Below are 18,679 nucleotides of genomic sequence, written 5' to 3' on the forward strand. Positions count from 1 at the left end.
GGCATGGCTGGGTCAGGCTCTCGCCCATTGCCCAATATTCCCTACTGCTGCCTCCCGTAGGAGTCGGGCCCGTATCTCAGTGCCCGTGTGGGGGACCAGCCTCTCAGCTCCCCTAGCCATCGTTGCCTTGGTGGGCCGTTACCCCCCCAACTAGCTAATGGCACGCAGCCCCATCCGAATCCAATAAATCTTTAACCATTAAGTGATGCCACTCTGTGGTTTTATGCGGTATTAATCCGCCTTTCGGCGGGCTATCCCCCAGATTCGGGCAGGTTGGCTACGCGTTACGCACCCGTGCGCCACTATGGTATTGCTACCACCGTTCGACTTGCATGTATTAGGCCTGCCGCTAGCGTTCATCCTGAGCCAAGATCAAACTCTCCATTGTAAAATGTTTCTACACCATCCCGAAGAATGGCTGATGTCGAGTGCGAATCCGACTCGTATTGACGAGTTCTATGTATTCGTGTTACGCTTGTAATTTTTACTTCCAACATTGCTGTTGAAAGCCCTTACTATTTGTCTTTTCCAAACATTCAAAGAACGTGTATCATGCCCAGTTGGCGTGATAGTGGGGCCGTTAGCAGCCCGTTTTTCTTTCTTGCAAAACCCTTTCTGGCGATTGGGAGTGCAAAGGTAAGAAGAAGTTTTGAATTAGCAAGCGAGAGAGCAGAAATTTTATCTTTTCTTCGTTTCGCTTTTCAATCCGTTACCGCCTCCTGTTGAAGCGGGGTGCAAAGGTAAGGCGCTTTTTTCGGCTTTCACAAGCGCTGTCGAAATTTAATTTTCGCGGGCTTTTATGAAGCGGCACGGGTGGCAATACAAGTACGCCGAGCGTGAAGTTCCTGACCTGTCAATTTCTTCTGCGAAGCGGTTGCAGCAGCAGAACCCGATACCCTGTTGGCGATTGGGAGTGCAAAAGTAGGAGGAATTTCTGGGACGGCAAGGGGTGGCGAGCAACTTTTGTTGGAAGCAACCGTAGCGCAGGCGGCTTTGATGCGGCGGGCCGTTTGGAATCAGTGACTTATAGCGCAGCGGTTTTTAAGAAAATTTTAGCGAATTGGCTCGGGGGCGAAGAATTCGGTGAGGTTGGGTTGGTGTTGGCGGGGGCGTTGGGTTTCGTATTGCTGGATTTGGCGGCCTAATTGGGCGAGGAAGGGCTGGCCGATGGTGTCGTATTCGTAGGCGCCGTCGTTGATGATGCCGTCCTGGTTGACGTAGAGAACGGCGCTGAGTAGGAATTCGGACTGGTGGAGGGAGTCGGCGAAGTAGGCGACATCGGCGAGGTAGCCGTGTGACATGCCGACGATGTTGTAGATGCGGAGGGGGGATTGGCGGGGAGTTTCGGGGTTGCGGCCGTAGTAGAGGTACTTCTTATAGGCATCGAAGTAGCGGACGGGGGCGTAGGGATGGAAGCCGGACTCGTGCGGGGTGGCGTGGAGGTAACGACGCAGGAAGGCGTAATCGGCGGGGGTGAGGCGGAGGCGCTGGGCGGCGGGGACGGATTCGGGGAAGAGGATGCTTTGGAGGAGAGTGGTGATGTCGGTGAGCGGGAGGTGATTGGCGGTGGTGAAATCGTAGGGTTCGGGGATGACGCGGCGACCGGCCTGGTGGGCGCGGCCTTTGAGGACGCGGCCGAGAGGGCTGGTGTAAGACGTGGGATTGAATTTGGCGGCCTCTCTATATAAGGTGTCGCCGCTGGGGGTGTGGAAGCTGATGGGGTTGGTGTGACGGTTGGCGGCGGTATCGCAGGGGGCGAAGCGGCGGGTGATGCGGACGGTGGGGTGGCCGAGCTGGGCGAGGCGCTCGTTGAGGGGGCGCTGGCCGAGGAATTCGTAGAGGCGGTTGTAAGCGATGTTGTCGCTTACTAAGAGCATCCGCTTGATGTAGTTGCCGACGGTAGCGGTGCGGTCGGAATCGGCGGGGGCGGCGAAGGGGACGGGGGTTTGGCAGCGGTAGGCGGTGCCGGTGGCCATGATGGTGCGGCGGGTTACTCCTGGTTTGTTGAGGTCATTGAGCTTTTCGAGGGAGAGGGCTACTACTGGAAGTTTGACTAAGCTTGCCGGGTTGAAGTATTGCCGGGGATTGAGGTGGTAGGTATGAGGGATAAAGGTGGGGTGGTTTTGGGCGTCGCGGTTGATTTGGGTATATATGATTTGGAGCTCGTATTGGGGGTTAGTGGCGACGCGCTTTAGGAGGGGGTTGGCTTTTAGGAGGGAGTCTAGAAATGGAGAGTCTTCTGAAGTTAACCTCTCCCCCCGGCCCCCACTCCCGTGGAGAGGGGGAGCCAGACGGCTGTTTGCGGCTAGCGTTACCAGAGTTGTTATCGTCAATAGGAAGGCTACTCCCATTATATAGTATAGCGTGGGGCGAGATTGACGAGGCGTTTTCATAAGAGAATCGAAATAGAAAGGGCCGTGATGTTGCCACCACGGCCCTGTGGGGCAGTTTTTGGGTTGCTTAATCAGCCAGGGGAACCAGACGTTTGGCGAGAAGGAGGTTGGAGTCGGTCTGACGCCAGTTATAGCCGGTGCCGAAGGGGAGCGGCTTGGGTTTGTGGAGGGTGTCGCGGTAGGCGGCGGTGAGCTCGGGCTGGTATTGCTTGGCGAAGAGGTTGATGGGGCGGCGGTAGGTGCCGTAGTAGTTGAACTGCCAAGCGCCTTTTTGGAAGTACTTCATGGCAATGCCGGAATCGTCTTGCAGGATATAGCGGCTGCGGCGGAGGACGGTGCGGCGGACTTTATTGAAGTACGACTTGTGCATGAGGTAGGTGGCCGACTTCACGTAGGTGGTGAGGGGGCCGAGGTGGCGCACAAATTCCAGCGGGGCGCTTTTGGAGGTGAGTTTCCAGTCGCTGAGGTCGGCGGAGAAGTAATAGACGGTTTTGGGCTGGCCGTCGGGGCCGCGGAGCTTCATTTCGACGCCGGGGATAGATTTGGGGTCGGGGGTTTGGGTGGTGTCTTTGGGGGCATCAAGGAGTTTGCCGGCAGCATCGAGCTGGACAGGGCGGATGGCGGTGATTTGGTTGCCAGTGCGGGCAGCGAAGAGCATCATCAACGGCAGGGCACCGTCGAGTTCGACGGATTTCAGGTCCACGGCCATGTCGTTGGTGCGGAAGAAGCTGAAATTTAGTACCGACCAGAGCGAGGTTTTGACAGTGGGCAGCAGCTTGGGGTTTTCGAGGGAGGCGCGGGCGGGGACGCTGCCGACGGGTTCGAGGCCCATCAGGACGTAGGTTTGGCTGGTGGGGAACATCGTGACGACGTTCAGGAAATCGGGGCCGCTGAAGGGGTAGAAGATGGTGGGGCTGCTGGCGTGCACCGAATCGAGCTCGGTATTGGCCCACTGGGTCATGCGCGTGGTGTGGGTGGCGCGGTATTTATCCCAGCTTCTGTCCTGGTCTTTGGCGAAGGCTTGCCAGGCGGGCGTGGCAGCCAAGGCGGTGAGGTCGCTGTGCTGGCTGGGCTGGAGGCCGCCGAGGAATAGGGCTACGTCCTGGGCATAGGCAGTATCGGGAGCGGCGAGGCGGTTGGGGCGCGGGGCGGCTTTGGTACCGGCGGCAACCGGCGCGGCTGATTTGGTGGAATCAATGGCATCGGCCGTGGTGGCCATGGTTTCTTCCTTAGCGGAAGCGACAGTCTCGGTTTTAGTGTTCGACTCGGAGCAAGCGGAGAGCAAGAGCAAGGCGGCGGGCAGGAGCCGAAGCGCGGCGGTGCGGAAGGACATTATATATAGTATGATGGGGAACGGTGAACTGCGGAAGCACCGAATGAAGCTGCAAGTTACGGAAGTGCTTTAGCCTCGGGAAACGGCGGGGGAAACAGTCAGGCGTGTAGTGAACAAGTAGACCAGCGCGCCGACGGCCAGCGTGGCGAGGCCGTAGAGTGACTCCCACGGTTTATCGCGCAGGATGAAGGCGAGGGTCCAGCCGCTCAGGCCCAGAAAAATGAGCGGAGTGATGGGGTAGCCCCAAGCACGGTATGGACGCGGCAAATCGGGCTGACGGAAGCGGAGCACGAACAAACCCAGCACCGTGAGAAAGGTGAACAGATTCAATACAAAGCCGGCGTAGACCAGCACGCCTTGGAAGCTCGGCTTTAGAATAAAGGCCAACGTGATGGCAGTTTGCAGCAACAGCGCGCGCACGGGGATGCCAGCGCGGCTTTTGGGGGCCAGGAAGCGCAGGGCAGGGATGTCCTCTCCCATCGTCTGGACGATACGGGGTCCGGCGAAAATCATCGAACTAATGGTGGAGACGAGTAGCCCGGCAATAACGCCGCCCATCAATCGGCCGCCGAGGGTGCCAAAAAGGGAAGTGGCCGCCACGAAACCAACTTCGACCTGGCCCTTTAACCCTTCTATTGACGTAGAGCGGAGGAACACGTAATTCAACCCTACATATAATAGAAGTACGACGGCAGTACCAGCCAGCAGGATGCGCGAGAGGTTGCGCTTGGGGTTTTCAATTTCGCCGGTGACGTACACGGCGGCGTTCCAGCCAGAGTAGGCGTAGCTCACATACACGAGGCTCACGGCGAAAGCGGGGCTGAGCAAGGCCTGCCAGCTGGCGGCATCGGGCAGAAAACTAATGGGCTGCCCCTCCCCCACTACCATGCCCGCGCCGATGAAGACGATTAGCACGGTCACTTTGAGGGAGGTGATGATGATTTGGAGCCGGCTGCCAACGCGGGTACTGCTGCCGTGAACGAGGGTAAGCACCAGCACCACTGCCACCGAAAGCCACTGCGGATGCAGGCCAGGCCACACGCTTTTGGCGTATTGTCCCAAAGCCAACGCGGCCAATGCTGTAGGGGCCGCGAAGCCCACCGTGGCCGAAACCCAGCCCGAGAGGAATCCCAGCGCCGGGTGGTAAATCTTACTCAGGTAATGGTATTCGCCCCCCGAGCGGGGCATGGCCGCCGCCAGCTCGGCGTAGCTCACAGCGCCGCAGAGGGCGATGAGGCCGCCCACCAGCCACAGCATCAGCAGCGCAAAGCCGCTTTGGATGCCCATTACCTGGAACCCGAGGCTGGTGAAAACGCCCGTGCCCACCATGTTGGCAATGACAATGGCCGCGCCGGTGAGGAAAGTGATTTTATAAGGGGTGCGGGCAAGCTCGGCCATGGTGCAAAGATGCGAACGAGTTACCCGAAGAAGTCAGGGTAAAAAGAACGTCATGCTGAGCGAGGCCGAAGCATCTCTACCGAGGAAGTAATTATTTACTCTCGCGGTAGAGACGCTTCGGCCTCGCTCAGCATGACGTTCTATTATCTCAATCTTTACTGCGCTACAGCTTTCGGCTTTTTATAGAGCGGCACGGTGCTGCACGGCTCGCCGTACATGATACTGCTCGTGACGGGAAGCAGCTTTTGCATGATGGCCACGTAGGCGAAGGTGGGCACAGGCACATTGCCGCAGCCTTTCACCACCACTTTGGCATCGCGGTATTCTTCGGCATCGATGGCGGCGATGGCCTCTTCGAACAGCGACTGCTCCAGGGCATCGAGGTTGCCGAAGACGTAGCGGTGGGCGTGGCCCTGGAGCTTGGTGGCGAGCAGCATGTAGGCCCAGGTGGGCACAATGGCATCGGCCGAGCAGATGATGGCGACGTTTTTGCCGTCGTACTGCGTCCAGTCGTTATTTTTCACGAACTCTCGGAAGTCCTTTTCGCGCAGCATGAGGCCGTGGAAGAGGTTGTCCTTGATGTCGTACACCACCCGCTCGCCGGGATGCAGCATTTCTTCCAGGTTGAGGGTGATAAGGCCGGAATTGGCGACGCGGTTGACGAAGAGGGGTTCCATAGTGTAGCGTGGACTTTTAGTCCGCGATGGTGAGGATTAATAAAGGCACTGACTCGCAGACTAAAAGTCCGCGCTACTTCGCTTTCGGCGTGGTTGTGTACACTTCTTTCAGATAAAACGGCTCATAATACGCTACGTCCTGAAATTCCTGCCGGTGATAAGCGGCGACGGCCAACGCCCCTACCGCTACCGCCGACGGCTCAATGCCGACCAGGAAACCAGCCTGCGCTGACTCTCCCAGCAGCGCCTGAAACTTCGTGGCGCCGTGACCGAAGAACAACACGGAATGGCGGGCCAATTGTTCGGCCAGCGTATCGGCCTTGAGGATGAGGGGCGTGGGCGCGAGCACCTCCTGGCCATCGTTGGTATACAGCGCGGCGTACACTTCCTGCCGCCGGGCATCCAGCATGGGGCAAAACAGATATTTTTCGGGCCAGGCAGTTCCAGCCGCCACCTGCGCGGCCAGCGCCCGCAGCGTGCTCACCGCCACCAGTGGAATATCGAGCGCGAAGCACAGGCCCTTGGCAGCAGCGGCCCCGATGCGCAAGCCGGTGTAGGAACCAGGCCCGTCGCTCACGGCCACGGCGGCGAGGTCGGCCAGCTGGTGGCCTGTGTTTTCGAGTAGCTGCTCGATGAGCACGGTGAGGTGGGTGGAGTGCGACTTATCGAGCCGCAACTCGGATTGGCCAACCAGGGAGCCGTCGGCCACGCGGTGCAGGGCTACCGAGCAGACGGGCGAAGAGGTTTCAAGCGAGAGGATAATCAATGGTGTCAGCTTGAATAGTGTTGAAAATACGGTTGAGTCGTGGCTGAATAAACCAAACTCCAATAGGCCAAAGAAAAAGTAGAATAGCTGTACCCAATACTTGGCTGAATTCCGGCTTTTGGCCTTGCTCTCTTGCGACAATCGATGATGCCACAAACCAATGAATTTGAATGTAAGCGACAACGAAGTAAAGTACAGGCACAACCCAAGTCCCTTTTGCACTGAAGCTCGTCGGCGTAACAACAAATTCTGGGTCTGACAAAACCTTACTAGCGAGTGGTGCAGACATTGTCACCACGACGTTCGGAATAAACCAACTCACACTCGATTTTTTCTGCGTTTTGTCGAGTTGGTTCATTGTATTACCGATGATAGCAAGCCAGGTGCAAAAGATGCTGAAGCCAACTAGTTTCAACAGTTCGCCTGCGTCAGTTTCCTTAACAAACCAAGAAATAAAGTAGCTGGCAAGTAGTACTAGAAATACCTGCCAAGCTTTCGCCTTCAGTATTGATTGTTCCATTCGGTTATTAATTAACAAAAAAAGCAGGCACTTCTCAGCGCCTGCTTTTCTACTTAACGCCCTTCAAAATTACTTCGTCCCTGCCGACTTGCGTGCGCTGGCGGCCTGGCCCGTGGGCTTAAGCAGGGCGGCGTAGCGGTTTGGGTCGTTCAGGACGGCCACGGCGGCGATGATGTTGGGGTCATCGTCGAAGCCGGCTTCGGTGCGGCCCTTCTCGAAGTAGTAGCGCGACACGATTTCCTGCTCCAATAATTCCTTGATTTCGGGCTTGAAGCGCTGCAGGTCGTTGGCCTTGTTCACGGTTACTTTCTTGCGGATGGCTTCGAGTTCCAGCTTCACGTCGTCGTAGTGCTTTTCCTCTTTTACCTTCTTGCTGAGGTCGGTGAGGGCCTTTTCGGCGTCGGTACTGTAGCTAATATTCTTGCCTTGCAGGTAGGCTACGAACTTCTGGTAGTCCGCGTCCGAGAGCTTGAACTGGCGGGCGGGCACGATGGTGGGGTGCTCGGCGCGGTAGCGGGTGGCGTAATCGAATAGGTAGCTTTTCTGGAGCAGAATGCGGGTGATATCCGCAATTTCGCGGTCGTTCACCTCCACATCGGGGGCCACGCCGCCGCCGTCGTACACGATGCGGCCGGCGGTGGTTTTGAAGGCCGTGCGCAGCGAATCGGGGAATTTGCCCAGCGTGCCGTCTTCGCTGCGGTGCGCGTAGTCAATTTCCTGGATGCAGCGGCCGCTTGGGATGTAGTATTTGGCGGTCGTCACCTTCAGCTGCGAGTTGTAGCTGAGGGGGCGGGTGGCCTGCACGAGGCCTTTGCCGAAGGTACGCTCGCCCACTACCACGGCGCGGTCGTAGTCCTGCAACACGCCCGACACGATTTCCGAGGCCGAGGCCGAGCGGCTGCTCGTGATGATGGCCACCGGAATCTGAGTATCGAGCGGCACGTCGAGGGCCTTGTAGGTTTTGTTCCACTCCGTCACCTTGCCCTTGGTGCTCACCACATCAAGGCCCTTGTCGATGAACAGGTTGGAGATATTCACGGCCTCGTTCAGCAGGCCGCCGGGGTTGTCGCGGATATCGAACACGATTTTCTTCGCGCCCTGCTCCTTGAGCTTGGTCACGGCGGCGCGCACTTCCTTGCCCGCATCCACCGTGAAACCTCCAAGCTGGAAGTAGCCTACGTCGCCGGAAATCATGCCGGTGTAGGGCACGTTATCCACCTGAATTTTATCGCGGGTGATGTCGATTTCGATGGGCTTGTCCTGGCCGTAGCGCGTCACCATCAGCTTCACCATTGAGTTGGCCTGGCCCTTGAGGAGCTTGCTGATGTCGGCGTTCGACTTTTTATCGACCACCACGCCGTTGATATCGAGGATTTCATCGCCGGGGAGCAGGCCGGCTTTTTGGGCCGGGTAGCCTTCGTAGGCGCTTTGCACCACGGTTTTGCCGTTGCGCTTCACCACCGAAGCCCCGATGCCGCCGTACTGCCCGGTGGTCATGGTGCGGAAGTCCTCGATATCGTCCTCCGGAATGTAGTTAGTGTATGGGTCGAGCGAGCGCAGCATGGCGTCGATGCCCGTTTTCACCAGCTTGGCGGGCGTTATCTCGTCGACGTAATAGGTGTTGACTTCCTTGAAGAGCGTGGCGAAAATGTCCAGATTCTTGGCAATCTCGAAGTACCGCTCGTTGTCGGAAGCGGCGCGGAACGATACCAAACCCAGCGTGCTCAGGGCCAGCGTGGCGAGTAGCTTTTTGCGGATAGTCATACGGAATACGGGTAGCGAGTCGACACGAATCTACGGGAGCGGCGGCGAAGCAGGGGCTGCTTCAATAGTCGTGCCCAGCAAACGATGGAAAGCGGAAATTAATTTTCTTTCCACCAAAGCCAGGGGACTTTTTTCCTTCCCCGTGAAGATAATACCCAGCAGAGCGATTTCGTGCCCGTTGGGTTGCTCCGTGAGCCGATATTTATTGAGGCGGTAGGCCTCGCGGATGAGCCGCTTGAGCCGGTTGCGGTCGACGGCCCGCTTAAAGGTGCGCTTGCTCACGCTAATGAGCACCTGCGGCGGGGCCGTGGTAGGTGCCGCCGTTTTTATCCAAACGATGCGCAACGGGTAAACGCCAAAAGAGGAACTCTGCTTGCTGAACAGCTCTTCGATGAGCTTCTTGCGGCACAGGTGTTCCTCTTTCGGAAAAGTATATTTTCTCTTAGCTGTTAGCTCTTGGCTATTAGCTGTTAGCTCGTTCATGTTACTCACTGTTTAGCCGCTGCTTTAGCAGCAAACACCGCTCTAAAATGGCCAAAAATAGCGAAGCCGCATTGCAGCGACAGAAATAAACCTGTCTCAGCAATGCGGCAATCTGCTAGCTAACGGCTAGAAGCTTTCAGCTAACGGCTAATGAATTCTAGCGCTTGTGCTTGCCTTCGTCGGATACGGTGAGGCGCTTGCGGCCTTTGGCACGACGACGGGCCAGCACGTTGCGGCCGTTAGCGGATTCCATGCGGAGACGGAAGCCGTGCTTGTTTACACGCTTGCGCTTCGAGGGCTGATAGGTACGTTTCATATCAATGAATCTTAAAAAGACGAGTTTCGAGTTGGGCCGGCAAAGGTACGGGCTTTGTCTGGAAAAGGCAAGGGCCTCAGCCACTTTTACGATGGCGGGCACGTAGGCAGTAGTTTTAAGGGCATTTATACCGCTTTGGCAATGATTCACTACCGCGTTTCCTACGAGAATCCCCTCACGTTTTACCTGCAAATTGAGCTCACGCTGGACGTAGCCACCGATGCCCAAGCGCCGCTTGAACTGCAGCTACCCGCGTGGCGGCCGGGGCGCTACGAGCTGCAAAACTTCGCGCAGAAGATTCAGAAGGTTGATGTTTCTGACGCGACCACCGACCAGCCTCTCCCCTACCGCAAGCTTACCAAAGACCGGTGGGAGGTGCCCAATGCGGCCGGCCGCACCGTCCGGGTGCGCTACAACTTCTACGCCCACCAGATGGACGCCGGCGGCTCCTGGCTAGATGAGACGCAGCTGTACCTGAACCCCGTGCAGGCGCTGATGTACGCCGAGGGCCGGCAGTTGGAGGAATGCGAGTTAACGCTGGCGCTGCCTGATGGCTGGCAGGTGGCTTGCGGCTTGAAGCAAACCACTCCGAATGTGCTTTCCGCTAAGGATTTCGACCAGCTGGCCGACTCGCCGCTGATTGCCAGCCCCACGCTCACGCACCAGCAGTACGAGGCGGGCGGGCTGCCCTTCCACGTCTGGGTGCAGGGCGAGGCGCTGGTAAACTGGCCGAAGCTGCTGGCCGACTTCAAGGCGTTTTCGGAGGAACAGTTGACAATGTTCGGTGGCTTTCCGGTGGCGGATTACCACTTTTTGAACCAGTTTCTGCCCTACAAGCACTACCACGGCGTGGAGCACAACAACTCCACGGTCATCACGCTGGGGCCGGCCGAGCTGATTATGAGCGAGGGCCTGTACAAGGAATTGCTGGGCGTGAGCTGCCACGAACTATTCCACACCTGGAATATCAAGAGCATTCGGCCCGCCGAGATGCAGCCCTACGACTACAGCCGCGAGAATTACTTCCGCACCTGCTTCATCGCCGAGGGCATCACGACTTACTACGGTGAGTATCTGCTGGCCCGCAGCCACGTGCGCACGCCGGAGCAGTATTTTGAAGAGCTGAACATCGTACTGCGCAAGCACTACGACGATGCCGGCGGCGAAAACCTCTCCCTGGCCGACGCCAGCATGGACCTTTGGCTCGATGGCTACAAGCCCGGCGTGCCCGACCGCAAGGTGTCGGTATACCACAAGGGTGCGCTGGTGGCTATGCTGCTGGACCTCACTATTCGGCAGCTCTCCGGCCACGCTCGCAGCCTCGATGACGTGATGCGGCGGCTGTACGAGGAGTTCGGCAAAACCGGCATCGGCTACACCGAGGCCGACTACGTGCGCCTCGTGAACGAAGTAGCCGGGCGCGATATGCACGCCTATTTCGACAAGTTCATCTACGGCACCGCGCCGCTGCAGGAGCCGCTCGACCGCGTGCTGCACACGGTGGGCTGCCAGCTGCTGGTGGGCGAAAACGCCTCCGCGTCGGAAGGCCACTTTGGTTTCCGCACGGTGGTGAAGAACGAGCGCACGGAGGTAACCGCCATCTGGCCCAACTCGCCCGCCGCCGCGGCCCTGACCGTGGACGATGAAATAGTAGCCGTGAACGGCCGCCGCGTCGACATGAACCTGCAAAGCTTGCTCAGCAGTGGCGAAGCGACTTATGAGGTGAGTGTATTCCGCCAAAATCGGCTGCTGACGGTGGCACTGGCTGCCACGCCGGGCATCAGCTTTGGACAGCGCTATGCGATTGACAAGCTGGACACGGCCGATGCGGCGCAGCAGCGCGGGTATCAGCAGTGGCTGGGCTGGGAGTTTTAGCGTGAGCTCGCGTACACAACAAAGGCCCCGCCGGATTCGTCCGGCGGGGCCTTTGTTGTTGCTTTGGGCGGCGGCTTAGTGTTTCGCGTCGCCGCCTTTGCCTACTTTGCCTGTGTTCACCGACATCGGGCGGTTGCCCTGCGGGTTGTTGCGGATGTTATCAACGCCGTGGCCAGCGCTGTTGCCGTCGGTGGTGTTGCCGTGAGCGGAAACGTCCATCGTGTTCGGGCTTTGTACCTGAGTGCTTTTGCGTTTCGAGTTAGCGACCGGGTTCACGGACGTTTTCTCGTTTTGCAAGTCGGTGTCTTTCTTGGCGAGTCCCATGGCGGTGTGGTGTTGAGTGGAATATGAGTAAGTGTACCCATCTGCCGCCAAAAGGTTGCCATCGGAAACCTACGCCGGCACGTTGGCAATGGCCGAAGCCGGCACCACTTTCACCAACTCGGCAAACTGGGCTTCGCGGGCTTCTACTTCCTCGGGCTTGAGGTTGAGCAGGCGCTCGGTGCCGAATTTCTCGACGCAGAACGAGGCCATGGCCGAGCCGTGAATCACGGCGCGCTTCATGTTCTCGAAGCTGATGTCGTCGGTGGCGGCCAGGTGGCCGATGAACCCACCCGCGAACGTGTCGCCGGCGCCGGTCGGGTCGAACACTTCTTCCAGCGGCAGGGCCGGGGCGTAGAACACCTTGTTTTTGTGGAAGAGCAGCGCGCCGTGCTCGCCTTTCTTGATGATGAGGAATTTCGGCCCCATCGCCATGATTTTCTTAGCAGCCTTCACCAGCGAGTATTCGCCGGAAAGCTGGCGGGCTTCCTCGTCGTTGATGCTCAGCACGTCGACCATTTCGATGGTGGCGATGAGCTCTTCGAGGGCAATGTCCATCCAGAAGTTCATGGTGTCCATCACAATCAGCTTGGGACGGTTCACGAGGCGCTGAATGACGAGACGCTGCACCTGCGGAGCCAGGTTGCCCAGCATGAGGTATTTGCAGTCCTGGTAATTATCCGGAATGATGGGGTCGAAATCGGCCAGCACATTGAGCTCGGTCACGAGGGTTTCGCGCGAGTTCAGGTCTTTCGAATACTTGCCCGACCAGAAGAACGACTTCTCGCCCTGCTTCACTTGCAGGCCTTCCACGTCCACGCCGTGCTCTTCGAGCAGCATGATGTCGGACTGCGGGAAATCTTCGCCCACCACGGCCACCAGTTTCACCGGTTTCAGCGAATAGGACGCCGAGAGGCTGATAAACGTGGCGGCACCGCCGATGATTTTATCGGTTTTGCCGAAGGGGGTTTCGATGGCGTCGAATGCGACGCTGCCGATGACGAGCAGGCTCATGCAAGTAAAATGTGGTGAATAAAAACAGTCAAATTAAAGCCGCATTAAAACGGATTCGTTGCAAGCAACAAAAAAGTCCCCGGATAATTCCGGGGACTTTTCTTTCGGTGGGTAAATAATGGGGCTCGAACCCACGACCTTCGGAATCACAATCCGACGCTCTAACCAGCTGAGCTATATCTACCGTGTTTGTTTTGGTGGGGCAAAGATAGAAAAAGAAGCGGGAAATGGCAAAAAAAGTTCTGGCAGGTGGCCGCGTTTCCTTCAAGAGCGCCATGTTGAGCGCAGTTGAAGCATCTCGTTCGCATCGTTCAACGGACTGGTTTACTGCTGCACGCGAGATGCCTCGGCTGCGCTCGGCATGACGAGCTTTTTAATCCAGAGGAAGAAAACGCGCCGCAAAAGCCCGACCTTTGCCGGATGGAACCCAATACCACCCCATCGTTCAACGATTTCAAACTCAACAAACAACTTCTATCTGCCGTGGCCGAGGCGGGCTTCACCGAGCCTACGCCGGTGCAGGTGCAGACGATTCCGCTGCTGCTGGCCGGGCACGACGTGCTGGGCATCGCCCAAACCGGCACCGGCAAAACGGCCGCCTTCGGCCTGCCGCTATTGATGAAAGTGAAATACGCCCAGGGCAACAACCCGCGGGCGTTGGTGCTGGCCCCAACGCGGGAACTGGCCATGCAGATTGAGAAGCACCTGAAGGCGCTGGCGGTGAACACCGACCTGCGCATTTTCGCCATTTACGGCGGCCTGGGGCCGAAAACCCAGATTGAAACCATTGCCGAAGGCCTCGATGTGCTGGTGGCCACGCCCGGCCGGCTGCTGGAGATTTACCTGAAAGGCGCAGTGCGACTTACCGACCTGAAGACGTTCGTGATGGACGAGGCCGACAAGATGATGGACATGGGCTTCATGCCCCAGATTCGGCGGATTCTGGAAATCATCCCGCGCAAGCGGCAGAATGCACTGTTCTCGGCCACGATGCCCGACCGGGTGACGACACTGAGCGAGGAATTCCTGGAGTTTCCGGTGCGGGTGGAGGTGAGCCCGCCGGCCAAAACGGCCTCCACGGTGTCACAGGTGATGTACGAGGCGCCCAACCTGCTCACCAAAATCAACCTGCTGCACTTCCTGCTCTACCGCGATGCCGAGATAATGACGCGGGTGCTGCTTTTCTGCCGCACCAAGCAGCATGCCGACCAGGTGGCCCACTTCCTGGAGCGCAAGGCGCCCGCCGGTGAGGTGCGCGTGATTCACGGCAACAAGGGCCAGAATGCGCGGATGAACAGCATGGATTCGTTCAAGGCCGGGGAGGTGCGCTACATGGTGGCGACGGACGTGGCCGCCCGCGGCATCGACGTGCCACAGGTGACGCACGTTATCAACTTCGACGTGCCGATTGTGCACGACGACTACGTGCACCGCATCGGCCGCACGGGCCGGGCCCAGCACATCGGCGCGGCCATCACCTTCGCCAACGAGGCGGAAATGGTGCATATTGGCGAGATTGAGCAGCTCATCAACCAGAAGATTGAGCTGCTGCCGTTGCCCGAAGAAGTGGTAGTGGAAGAAACGCCCTTCGAGGAGCAGCAGAAGATGGGGCGCGAGCTCGATGACCGCCGCAAGAAGCTGGACCCGACTTTCAAGGGCGCTTTCCACGAGAAAAAGGAGTGGATTAAGCCCGGCGTGACGATTGACAAGCGCACCGGCAAACCGTTTCAGGAAGGCCAGAAGAAGAGCACCAAGGGCTCGAAGGCCTTCGTGGGCAAAAAGGGCGGCTCGAACCCCGGCGTAAAGGCACTGAAGCGGCGCGGAAGATAGAAGGGTTGAGTTTTGAGGGTTGAATGTTGAATTAATCGTTTATCAATTCAACATTCAACCCTCAAAACTCAACCCTTCCTAATGCCCGTGGTGTATCAAATGCCCGAAGTGGATGCTGGCGAACGTGAGGGCAGTGCCCCAGAACACGGCGCTCCAGAGCATGTGCAGCAGGATGCGGGTGCGTGGCACGCCTAGCAGCGTGGCAATGACGGTGCCGCCGATGGGCGAAAGCAGAATGGGCGTGAGAAAGGCAATGCCGCCCATGCCGAACTTGCGAAACACCTTGATGATGTTGCGTGACTTCTTCGAAAAGATAGGCTCGCGGCGCAGGCGGCGCTGGTGCTGGCGGTGCTTCATCCAGGCGCGGCCCACGCCGGAGAAGAGGAACACGCTGGTCATCATGCCGCCCACGGTGAGCGCCAGCGTGGTCCAGAAATGCAGGCCCATGGAGGCCCCGGCCAATGGCCCGCCCAGAAACTTGACCGTACTCAGCAGGAATACAGAAGCATATTTGACGGCGAGGTGGTGCACGATGGACAGGGAAACGAAAGGGAAGGCGACAGCCCGGTAACCAAGGGCCAGTGCTATGGGCAATGATACCCGATTTCGGGGGCTTGGGTTCCCGGGGCTGGCCCAGCCGCCGGCCCCGGGCCGCGAATGGAGGCCGCGCGTCGGCGAATGTTTGGGGTGAAATAGTGAGGTGGTAGGCTATAGCTTGCTGCCGAACGACAGGTCGCCGGCATCGCCGAGGCCGGGAATGATGTAGGCGTGCTCGTTCAATTTTTCATCAATGGCGGCCACCCAGAGCGTGGCCTCGGGGATTTCGCGGGCCACGTAGGCCAGGCCCTCGGGCGAGGCGATAACGGCCGCGATGTGCACCTGGCGCGGCATGCCGAAGCGCAACATGGCCCGGTAGGTTTGCACGAGGCTTTTGCCGGTGGCCAGCATGGGGTCGGCCAGGATGAGAACCCGCTCGTCCAGACTCGGGGCCGAGAGGTAGTCGACCTGCACCTGCACTTGGGCCGTGCCTTCGATGCGGTAGGCGGCCACGAAGGCGCTGGGCGACTGGTCGAAATAATTCAGAAAACCTTGATGAAATGGTAACCCGGCGCGTAGCACGGTGGCCAGAATGGGGAAGTCGTGGAGCAGCTTGCCGGTGGTTTCGGCCAGCGGCGTCTGGATGGCTTTGTCGGTGTAGCTGAGGTGGGTGCTGATGCGGTAGGCGATGATTTCGCCCAGACGCTGCAGGTTGCGGCGAAAGCGCAGGCTGTCCTTCTGCACATCTTTGTCGCGCAGCTCGGCCAGGAAATGATTGGCAATGCTGGGCTCGGCGCACACAACGTGAATGTTGGCCCGGGGCTCGGCAGCATCGGGAGTGGCGTTGGCCGGAGCGGAGGAAGGAAGCGGCGTGGCCATATAAACTGACTTTAGGAGAAGCAGGCCCGGCAACAAGCCCGACCAATACCCCGAAGTTGGCACCAAAACCGGGCGCGGGCAAGAAACCGGCCCGGAAAAGGCCTTTGATTACAGCCGTACTTCCGCGCCCTGTTTCGGCCCGCCAACGGCTTGCTGCGTAGGTTTGTTAATTGCCCAGCCTGTCTTTTATCGGGCCGCGCGGCCTGGCCCGGGCGGCAACCTATTCGATTATATGCCTAAACCCCTGTTACTGATTTTCCTGACGCTGCTGACCGGAGCCGCCGCCGCCCAAACGGTGCCCGCTACGCCCGCGCCCGCAACGACGGCCCCAGCCGCTACCGCCCCCACCGCCGAGAAGTCGCCGTGGCTGATTTTCGACCAGCCGCTCGACAGCGTGGCCGACACGCGCCGTCGCCGCGTGGCCCGCGAAAAACCGGTGCGCTCGACCGCCGCCCCCGAAGTTGCCCCGCGCGCCACGGCTCCCCGCGCTGCCCGGCTGTCGCGCAATGGTTTTGAGGCCACGCAGGGCGCAACTTACGTGCCGCTCGACCCGGACACCTACCGCCTGATTGACCGTTATGCCATCAAGTTCGGCTCCGATTCGCTGCGCGACCCGCACACCAGCGTGCGGCCCTACACCCGCACGGCGGCCGCCCACCTGGGCGAGCGCATGCTGGGGCCGGATAGCGCCCGGGCATCGCGCACGGGCAGCCTTTCGCGGGCCGACCGCTTCAATGCGCAATATCTGTTAAAAGATAACTGGGCCAACTCGGACCTCGGCAACGACCTGAACCAGAGCGCCCGGCCGTTTCTCAACTACTTCTACCGCGACCAGACCGATTTCTACCACGTCAACAGCAAAGACTTTACGCTGCGCGTTAACCCGGTGGCCTTGCTTTCGGCCGGCAAAGACAACCAGAACAACGACGGCATTCGGTACGTGAACACCCGCGGCGTGCAGGTAGAAGGCACCATCGACCAGCGCCTGGGCTTCTATGCTTTCCTCACCGACAACCAAGAGCGGGTGCCGCAATACGTGCAGAACCGCATTGCCCGCGACACCATTGTGCCGCACGAGGGCTATTGGAAGCCATATAAAACCGGAGCCGGTCAGTACGACTTTTTCTCGGCGCGGGGCTACATCACCTACGCCGCCACCAAGCACATCAACGTGCAACTGGGGCACGACCGCAACTTCATCGGCAACGGCTACCGCTCGCTGATTTTGTCGGATTACAGCACGCCGTACTTCTTCTTGAAGTTCAACACCCGCATCTGGAAGCTGAACTACCAGAACCTGTTTGCCGAGCTTACAGGCCGGCGCCTGACCAATGCGAGCGGCGGCCAGATAGATGGGGTATACCCAAAAAAATACTTGGCTTTGCACCACCTCAGCCTCGACGTGACCCCTAACCTGAACATTGGGGTGTTTGAATCGGAAATTGCCGGCGGCCCCGGGCGCGGCCTGGAACTACAATACCTGAACCCGGTTATTTTTTATCGCGCCATCGAGCAGCAGGTGGGCTCGGCGGATAACGCGCTGCTGGGACTCGATTTTAAGTGGAACCTCTTCCACACCGCCCAGCTATATGGGCAGCTGGTGCTCGATGAGTTCAAAATCAGCGAAGTGCGGGCCGGCAATGGCTGGTGGGCCAACAAGCAGGCGGTGCAGGTGGGCTTTAAGTACATCGATGTGGCGGGCATTCGCAACCTCGATTTGCAGGGCGAGCTCAACTACATCCGTCCTTTCACCTACGAGCATCAGGATTACTACACGGCCTATACTCACTATATGCAGCCGCTGGCCCACCCCATGGGCGCAAATTTGACGGAGGTGCTCGGCGTGCTCAGCTACCAGCCGCTGCCCCGCCTGATGCTGGTGGGCAAGGCCATCTATACCGAGCAGGGCCTCGACCTGACCAACGCCGACGCAGCTGGCCAGAACTACGGCAGCAACGTGCTCAAATCCTACAACACCCGCGTGAGCGAATACGGCAACCGCACCGGCCAGGGCAACAAAAGCCGCCTGCTCCACACCGATTTCACGGCCACCTACCAGCCGCGCCTGAACCTGTTTCTGGACGCCAAGCTCATTGCCCGGCACCAGACCTACTCCCTCACGCCGGCGGCTAATGTGAACGAGGTGTACGCCTCGCTGGCCGTGCGCTGGAACATCGCGCAACGCCTGCACGAATTTTAAATCATGCCCGAAACCATTTTTCTATATCGCCCCGTCAACCAGCAGGAATTGGACCTGATTGCCGGCAGCGGTTGGAAATCCTTCCCGCCGCGTCTGCCCGAGCAGCCGATTTTTTATCCGGTGTTGAACGAGGAATATGCCGTGCAAATCAGCCGCGACTGGAACGTGCCATACTATGGCGTGGGCTATGTGGTGCGGTTTGCGGTCGATACTGATTACCTCAAGCAGTTTGCGGTGGAGAATGTGGGCGACCCGATGCACAATGAGCTTTGGGTACCGGCCGAACAACTGGTTGAATTCAACCAGCATATCGACGGGCCAATTGAAGTAATTGCCGAGTTCCGGCGTTCTCAGTAGCTGGCCTACTTAACCT

17 protein-coding genes, 1 tRNA gene and 1 rRNA gene are annotated in these 18,679 nt (G+C 58.7%); 4 read left to right on the forward strand and 15 right to left on the reverse strand.

Annotation, left to right across the window (positions count from 1 at the left end; translation table 11 throughout):
• From MON38_RS09810 to rpmH, 10 genes are all read right to left on the reverse strand, one after another.
• Positions 1 to 388 (reverse strand): 16S ribosomal RNA (locus MON38_RS09810); the annotation flags it as partial.
• A gap of 664 nt (positions 389 to 1,052) precedes the next feature.
• Positions 1,053 to 2,393, reverse strand: a complete 1,341-nt coding sequence (locus MON38_RS09815; protein WP_338423762.1) for a serine hydrolase — start codon at positions 2,391 to 2,393, stop codon at positions 1,053 to 1,055.
• A 67-nt stretch (positions 2,394 to 2,460) separates the two neighbouring features.
• Positions 2,461 to 3,726, reverse strand: coding sequence for a hypothetical protein (locus tag MON38_RS09820; protein ID WP_241935995.1), 1,266 nt, complete (start codon positions 3,724 to 3,726; stop codon positions 2,461 to 2,463).
• 69 nt (positions 3,727 to 3,795) lie between these two features.
• A complete protein-coding gene (locus MON38_RS09825) occupies positions 3,796 to 5,124 on the reverse strand; it encodes an APC family permease (RefSeq protein ID WP_241935996.1) in 1,329 nt (442 codons plus the stop codon).
• A gap of 155 nt (positions 5,125 to 5,279) precedes the next feature.
• Positions 5,280 to 5,801 (reverse strand): DUF2480 family protein, encoded by a 522-nt coding sequence (locus MON38_RS09830; protein WP_241935997.1) that lies wholly within the window; start codon positions 5,799 to 5,801, stop codon positions 5,280 to 5,282.
• 73 nt (positions 5,802 to 5,874) lie between these two features.
• Positions 5,875 to 6,567: a tRNA (adenosine(37)-N6)-threonylcarbamoyltransferase complex dimerization subunit type 1 TsaB gene (gene tsaB, locus MON38_RS09835; protein ID WP_241935998.1), complete on the reverse strand. Its 693-nt coding sequence runs from the start codon at positions 6,565 to 6,567 to the stop codon at positions 5,875 to 5,877.
• Positions 6,548 to 7,087, reverse strand: a complete 540-nt coding sequence (locus MON38_RS09840) for a hypothetical protein (protein ID WP_241935999.1) — start codon at positions 7,085 to 7,087, stop codon at positions 6,548 to 6,550. The genes tsaB and MON38_RS09840 overlap by 20 nt, the downstream gene beginning before the upstream one ends.
• 69 nt (positions 7,088 to 7,156) lie before the next feature.
• Positions 7,157 to 8,851, reverse strand: coding sequence for a S41 family peptidase (locus tag MON38_RS09845; RefSeq protein ID WP_241936000.1), 1,695 nt, complete (start codon positions 8,849 to 8,851; stop codon positions 7,157 to 7,159).
• Positions 8,852 to 8,881: 30 nt separating this feature from the next.
• The gene (locus MON38_RS09850; RefSeq protein ID WP_241936001.1) at positions 8,882 to 9,334 is read right to left on the reverse strand and encodes a ribonuclease P protein component; all 453 of its coding nucleotides are present in this window, start codon (positions 9,332 to 9,334) and stop codon (positions 8,882 to 8,884) included.
• Positions 9,335 to 9,491: 157 nt separating this feature from the next.
• Complete coding sequence (gene rpmH / locus MON38_RS09855; RefSeq protein WP_035563087.1) at positions 9,492 to 9,650, reverse strand: 50S ribosomal protein L34; 159 nt, start codon at positions 9,648 to 9,650, stop codon at positions 9,492 to 9,494.
• A 141-nt stretch (positions 9,651 to 9,791) separates the two neighbouring features.
• Between rpmH and MON38_RS09860 the strand changes: the two genes are divergently transcribed.
• A complete protein-coding gene (locus MON38_RS09860; protein ID WP_241936002.1) occupies positions 9,792 to 11,525 on the forward strand; it encodes a M61 family metallopeptidase in 1,734 nt (577 codons plus the stop codon).
• A 75-nt stretch (positions 11,526 to 11,600) separates the two neighbouring features.
• Here MON38_RS09860 and MON38_RS09865 read toward each other — a convergent pair whose 3' ends face one another.
• The 3 genes from MON38_RS09865 to MON38_RS09875 form a co-directional block, all read right to left on the reverse strand.
• Positions 11,601 to 11,849 (reverse strand): hypothetical protein, encoded by a 249-nt coding sequence (locus tag MON38_RS09865; RefSeq protein ID WP_241936003.1) that lies wholly within the window; start codon positions 11,847 to 11,849, stop codon positions 11,601 to 11,603.
• A gap of 69 nt (positions 11,850 to 11,918) precedes the next feature.
• Positions 11,919 to 12,860 (reverse strand): PfkB family carbohydrate kinase, encoded by a 942-nt coding sequence (locus tag MON38_RS09870; protein ID WP_241936004.1) that lies wholly within the window; start codon positions 12,858 to 12,860, stop codon positions 11,919 to 11,921.
• Between the two features lie 110 nt (positions 12,861 to 12,970).
• Positions 12,971 to 13,044: transfer RNA gene (locus MON38_RS09875), tRNA-His, on the reverse strand.
• A gap of 236 nt (positions 13,045 to 13,280) precedes the next feature.
• On the opposite strand from MON38_RS09875, the gene MON38_RS09880 reads away from it, so the two are divergent.
• Positions 13,281 to 14,690: a DEAD/DEAH box helicase gene (locus MON38_RS09880; protein ID WP_241936005.1), complete on the forward strand. Its 1,410-nt coding sequence runs from the start codon at positions 13,281 to 13,283 to the stop codon at positions 14,688 to 14,690.
• Between the two features lie 78 nt (positions 14,691 to 14,768).
• Here MON38_RS09880 and MON38_RS09885 read toward each other — a convergent pair whose 3' ends face one another.
• Both MON38_RS09885 and upp read right to left on the reverse strand, forming a co-directional pair.
• Positions 14,769 to 15,221: a hypothetical protein gene (locus MON38_RS09885; protein ID WP_241936006.1), complete on the reverse strand. Its 453-nt coding sequence runs from the start codon at positions 15,219 to 15,221 to the stop codon at positions 14,769 to 14,771.
• A gap of 177 nt (positions 15,222 to 15,398) precedes the next feature.
• Positions 15,399 to 16,106 (reverse strand): uracil phosphoribosyltransferase, encoded by a 708-nt coding sequence (gene upp / locus MON38_RS09890; protein ID WP_241936007.1) that lies wholly within the window; start codon positions 16,104 to 16,106, stop codon positions 15,399 to 15,401.
• A gap of 232 nt (positions 16,107 to 16,338) precedes the next feature.
• Here upp and MON38_RS09895 point away from each other — a divergent pair, with 232 nt between their 5' ends.
• On the forward strand, positions 16,339 to 18,306 hold the full coding sequence (locus tag MON38_RS09895) for a capsule assembly Wzi family protein (RefSeq protein WP_241936008.1): 1,968 nt from the start codon (positions 16,339 to 16,341) through the stop codon (positions 18,304 to 18,306).
• 3 nt (positions 18,307 to 18,309) lie between these two features.
• A complete protein-coding gene (locus tag MON38_RS09900; protein ID WP_241936009.1) occupies positions 18,310 to 18,663 on the forward strand; it encodes a hypothetical protein in 354 nt (117 codons plus the stop codon).
• The last annotated feature ends 16 nt before the right edge of the window (positions 18,664 to 18,679 follow it).

It is taken from the genome of Hymenobacter cyanobacteriorum (assembly GCF_022631375.1).
Taxonomy (GTDB): Bacteria; Bacteroidota; Bacteroidia; order Cytophagales; family Hymenobacteraceae; genus Hymenobacter; species Hymenobacter cyanobacteriorum.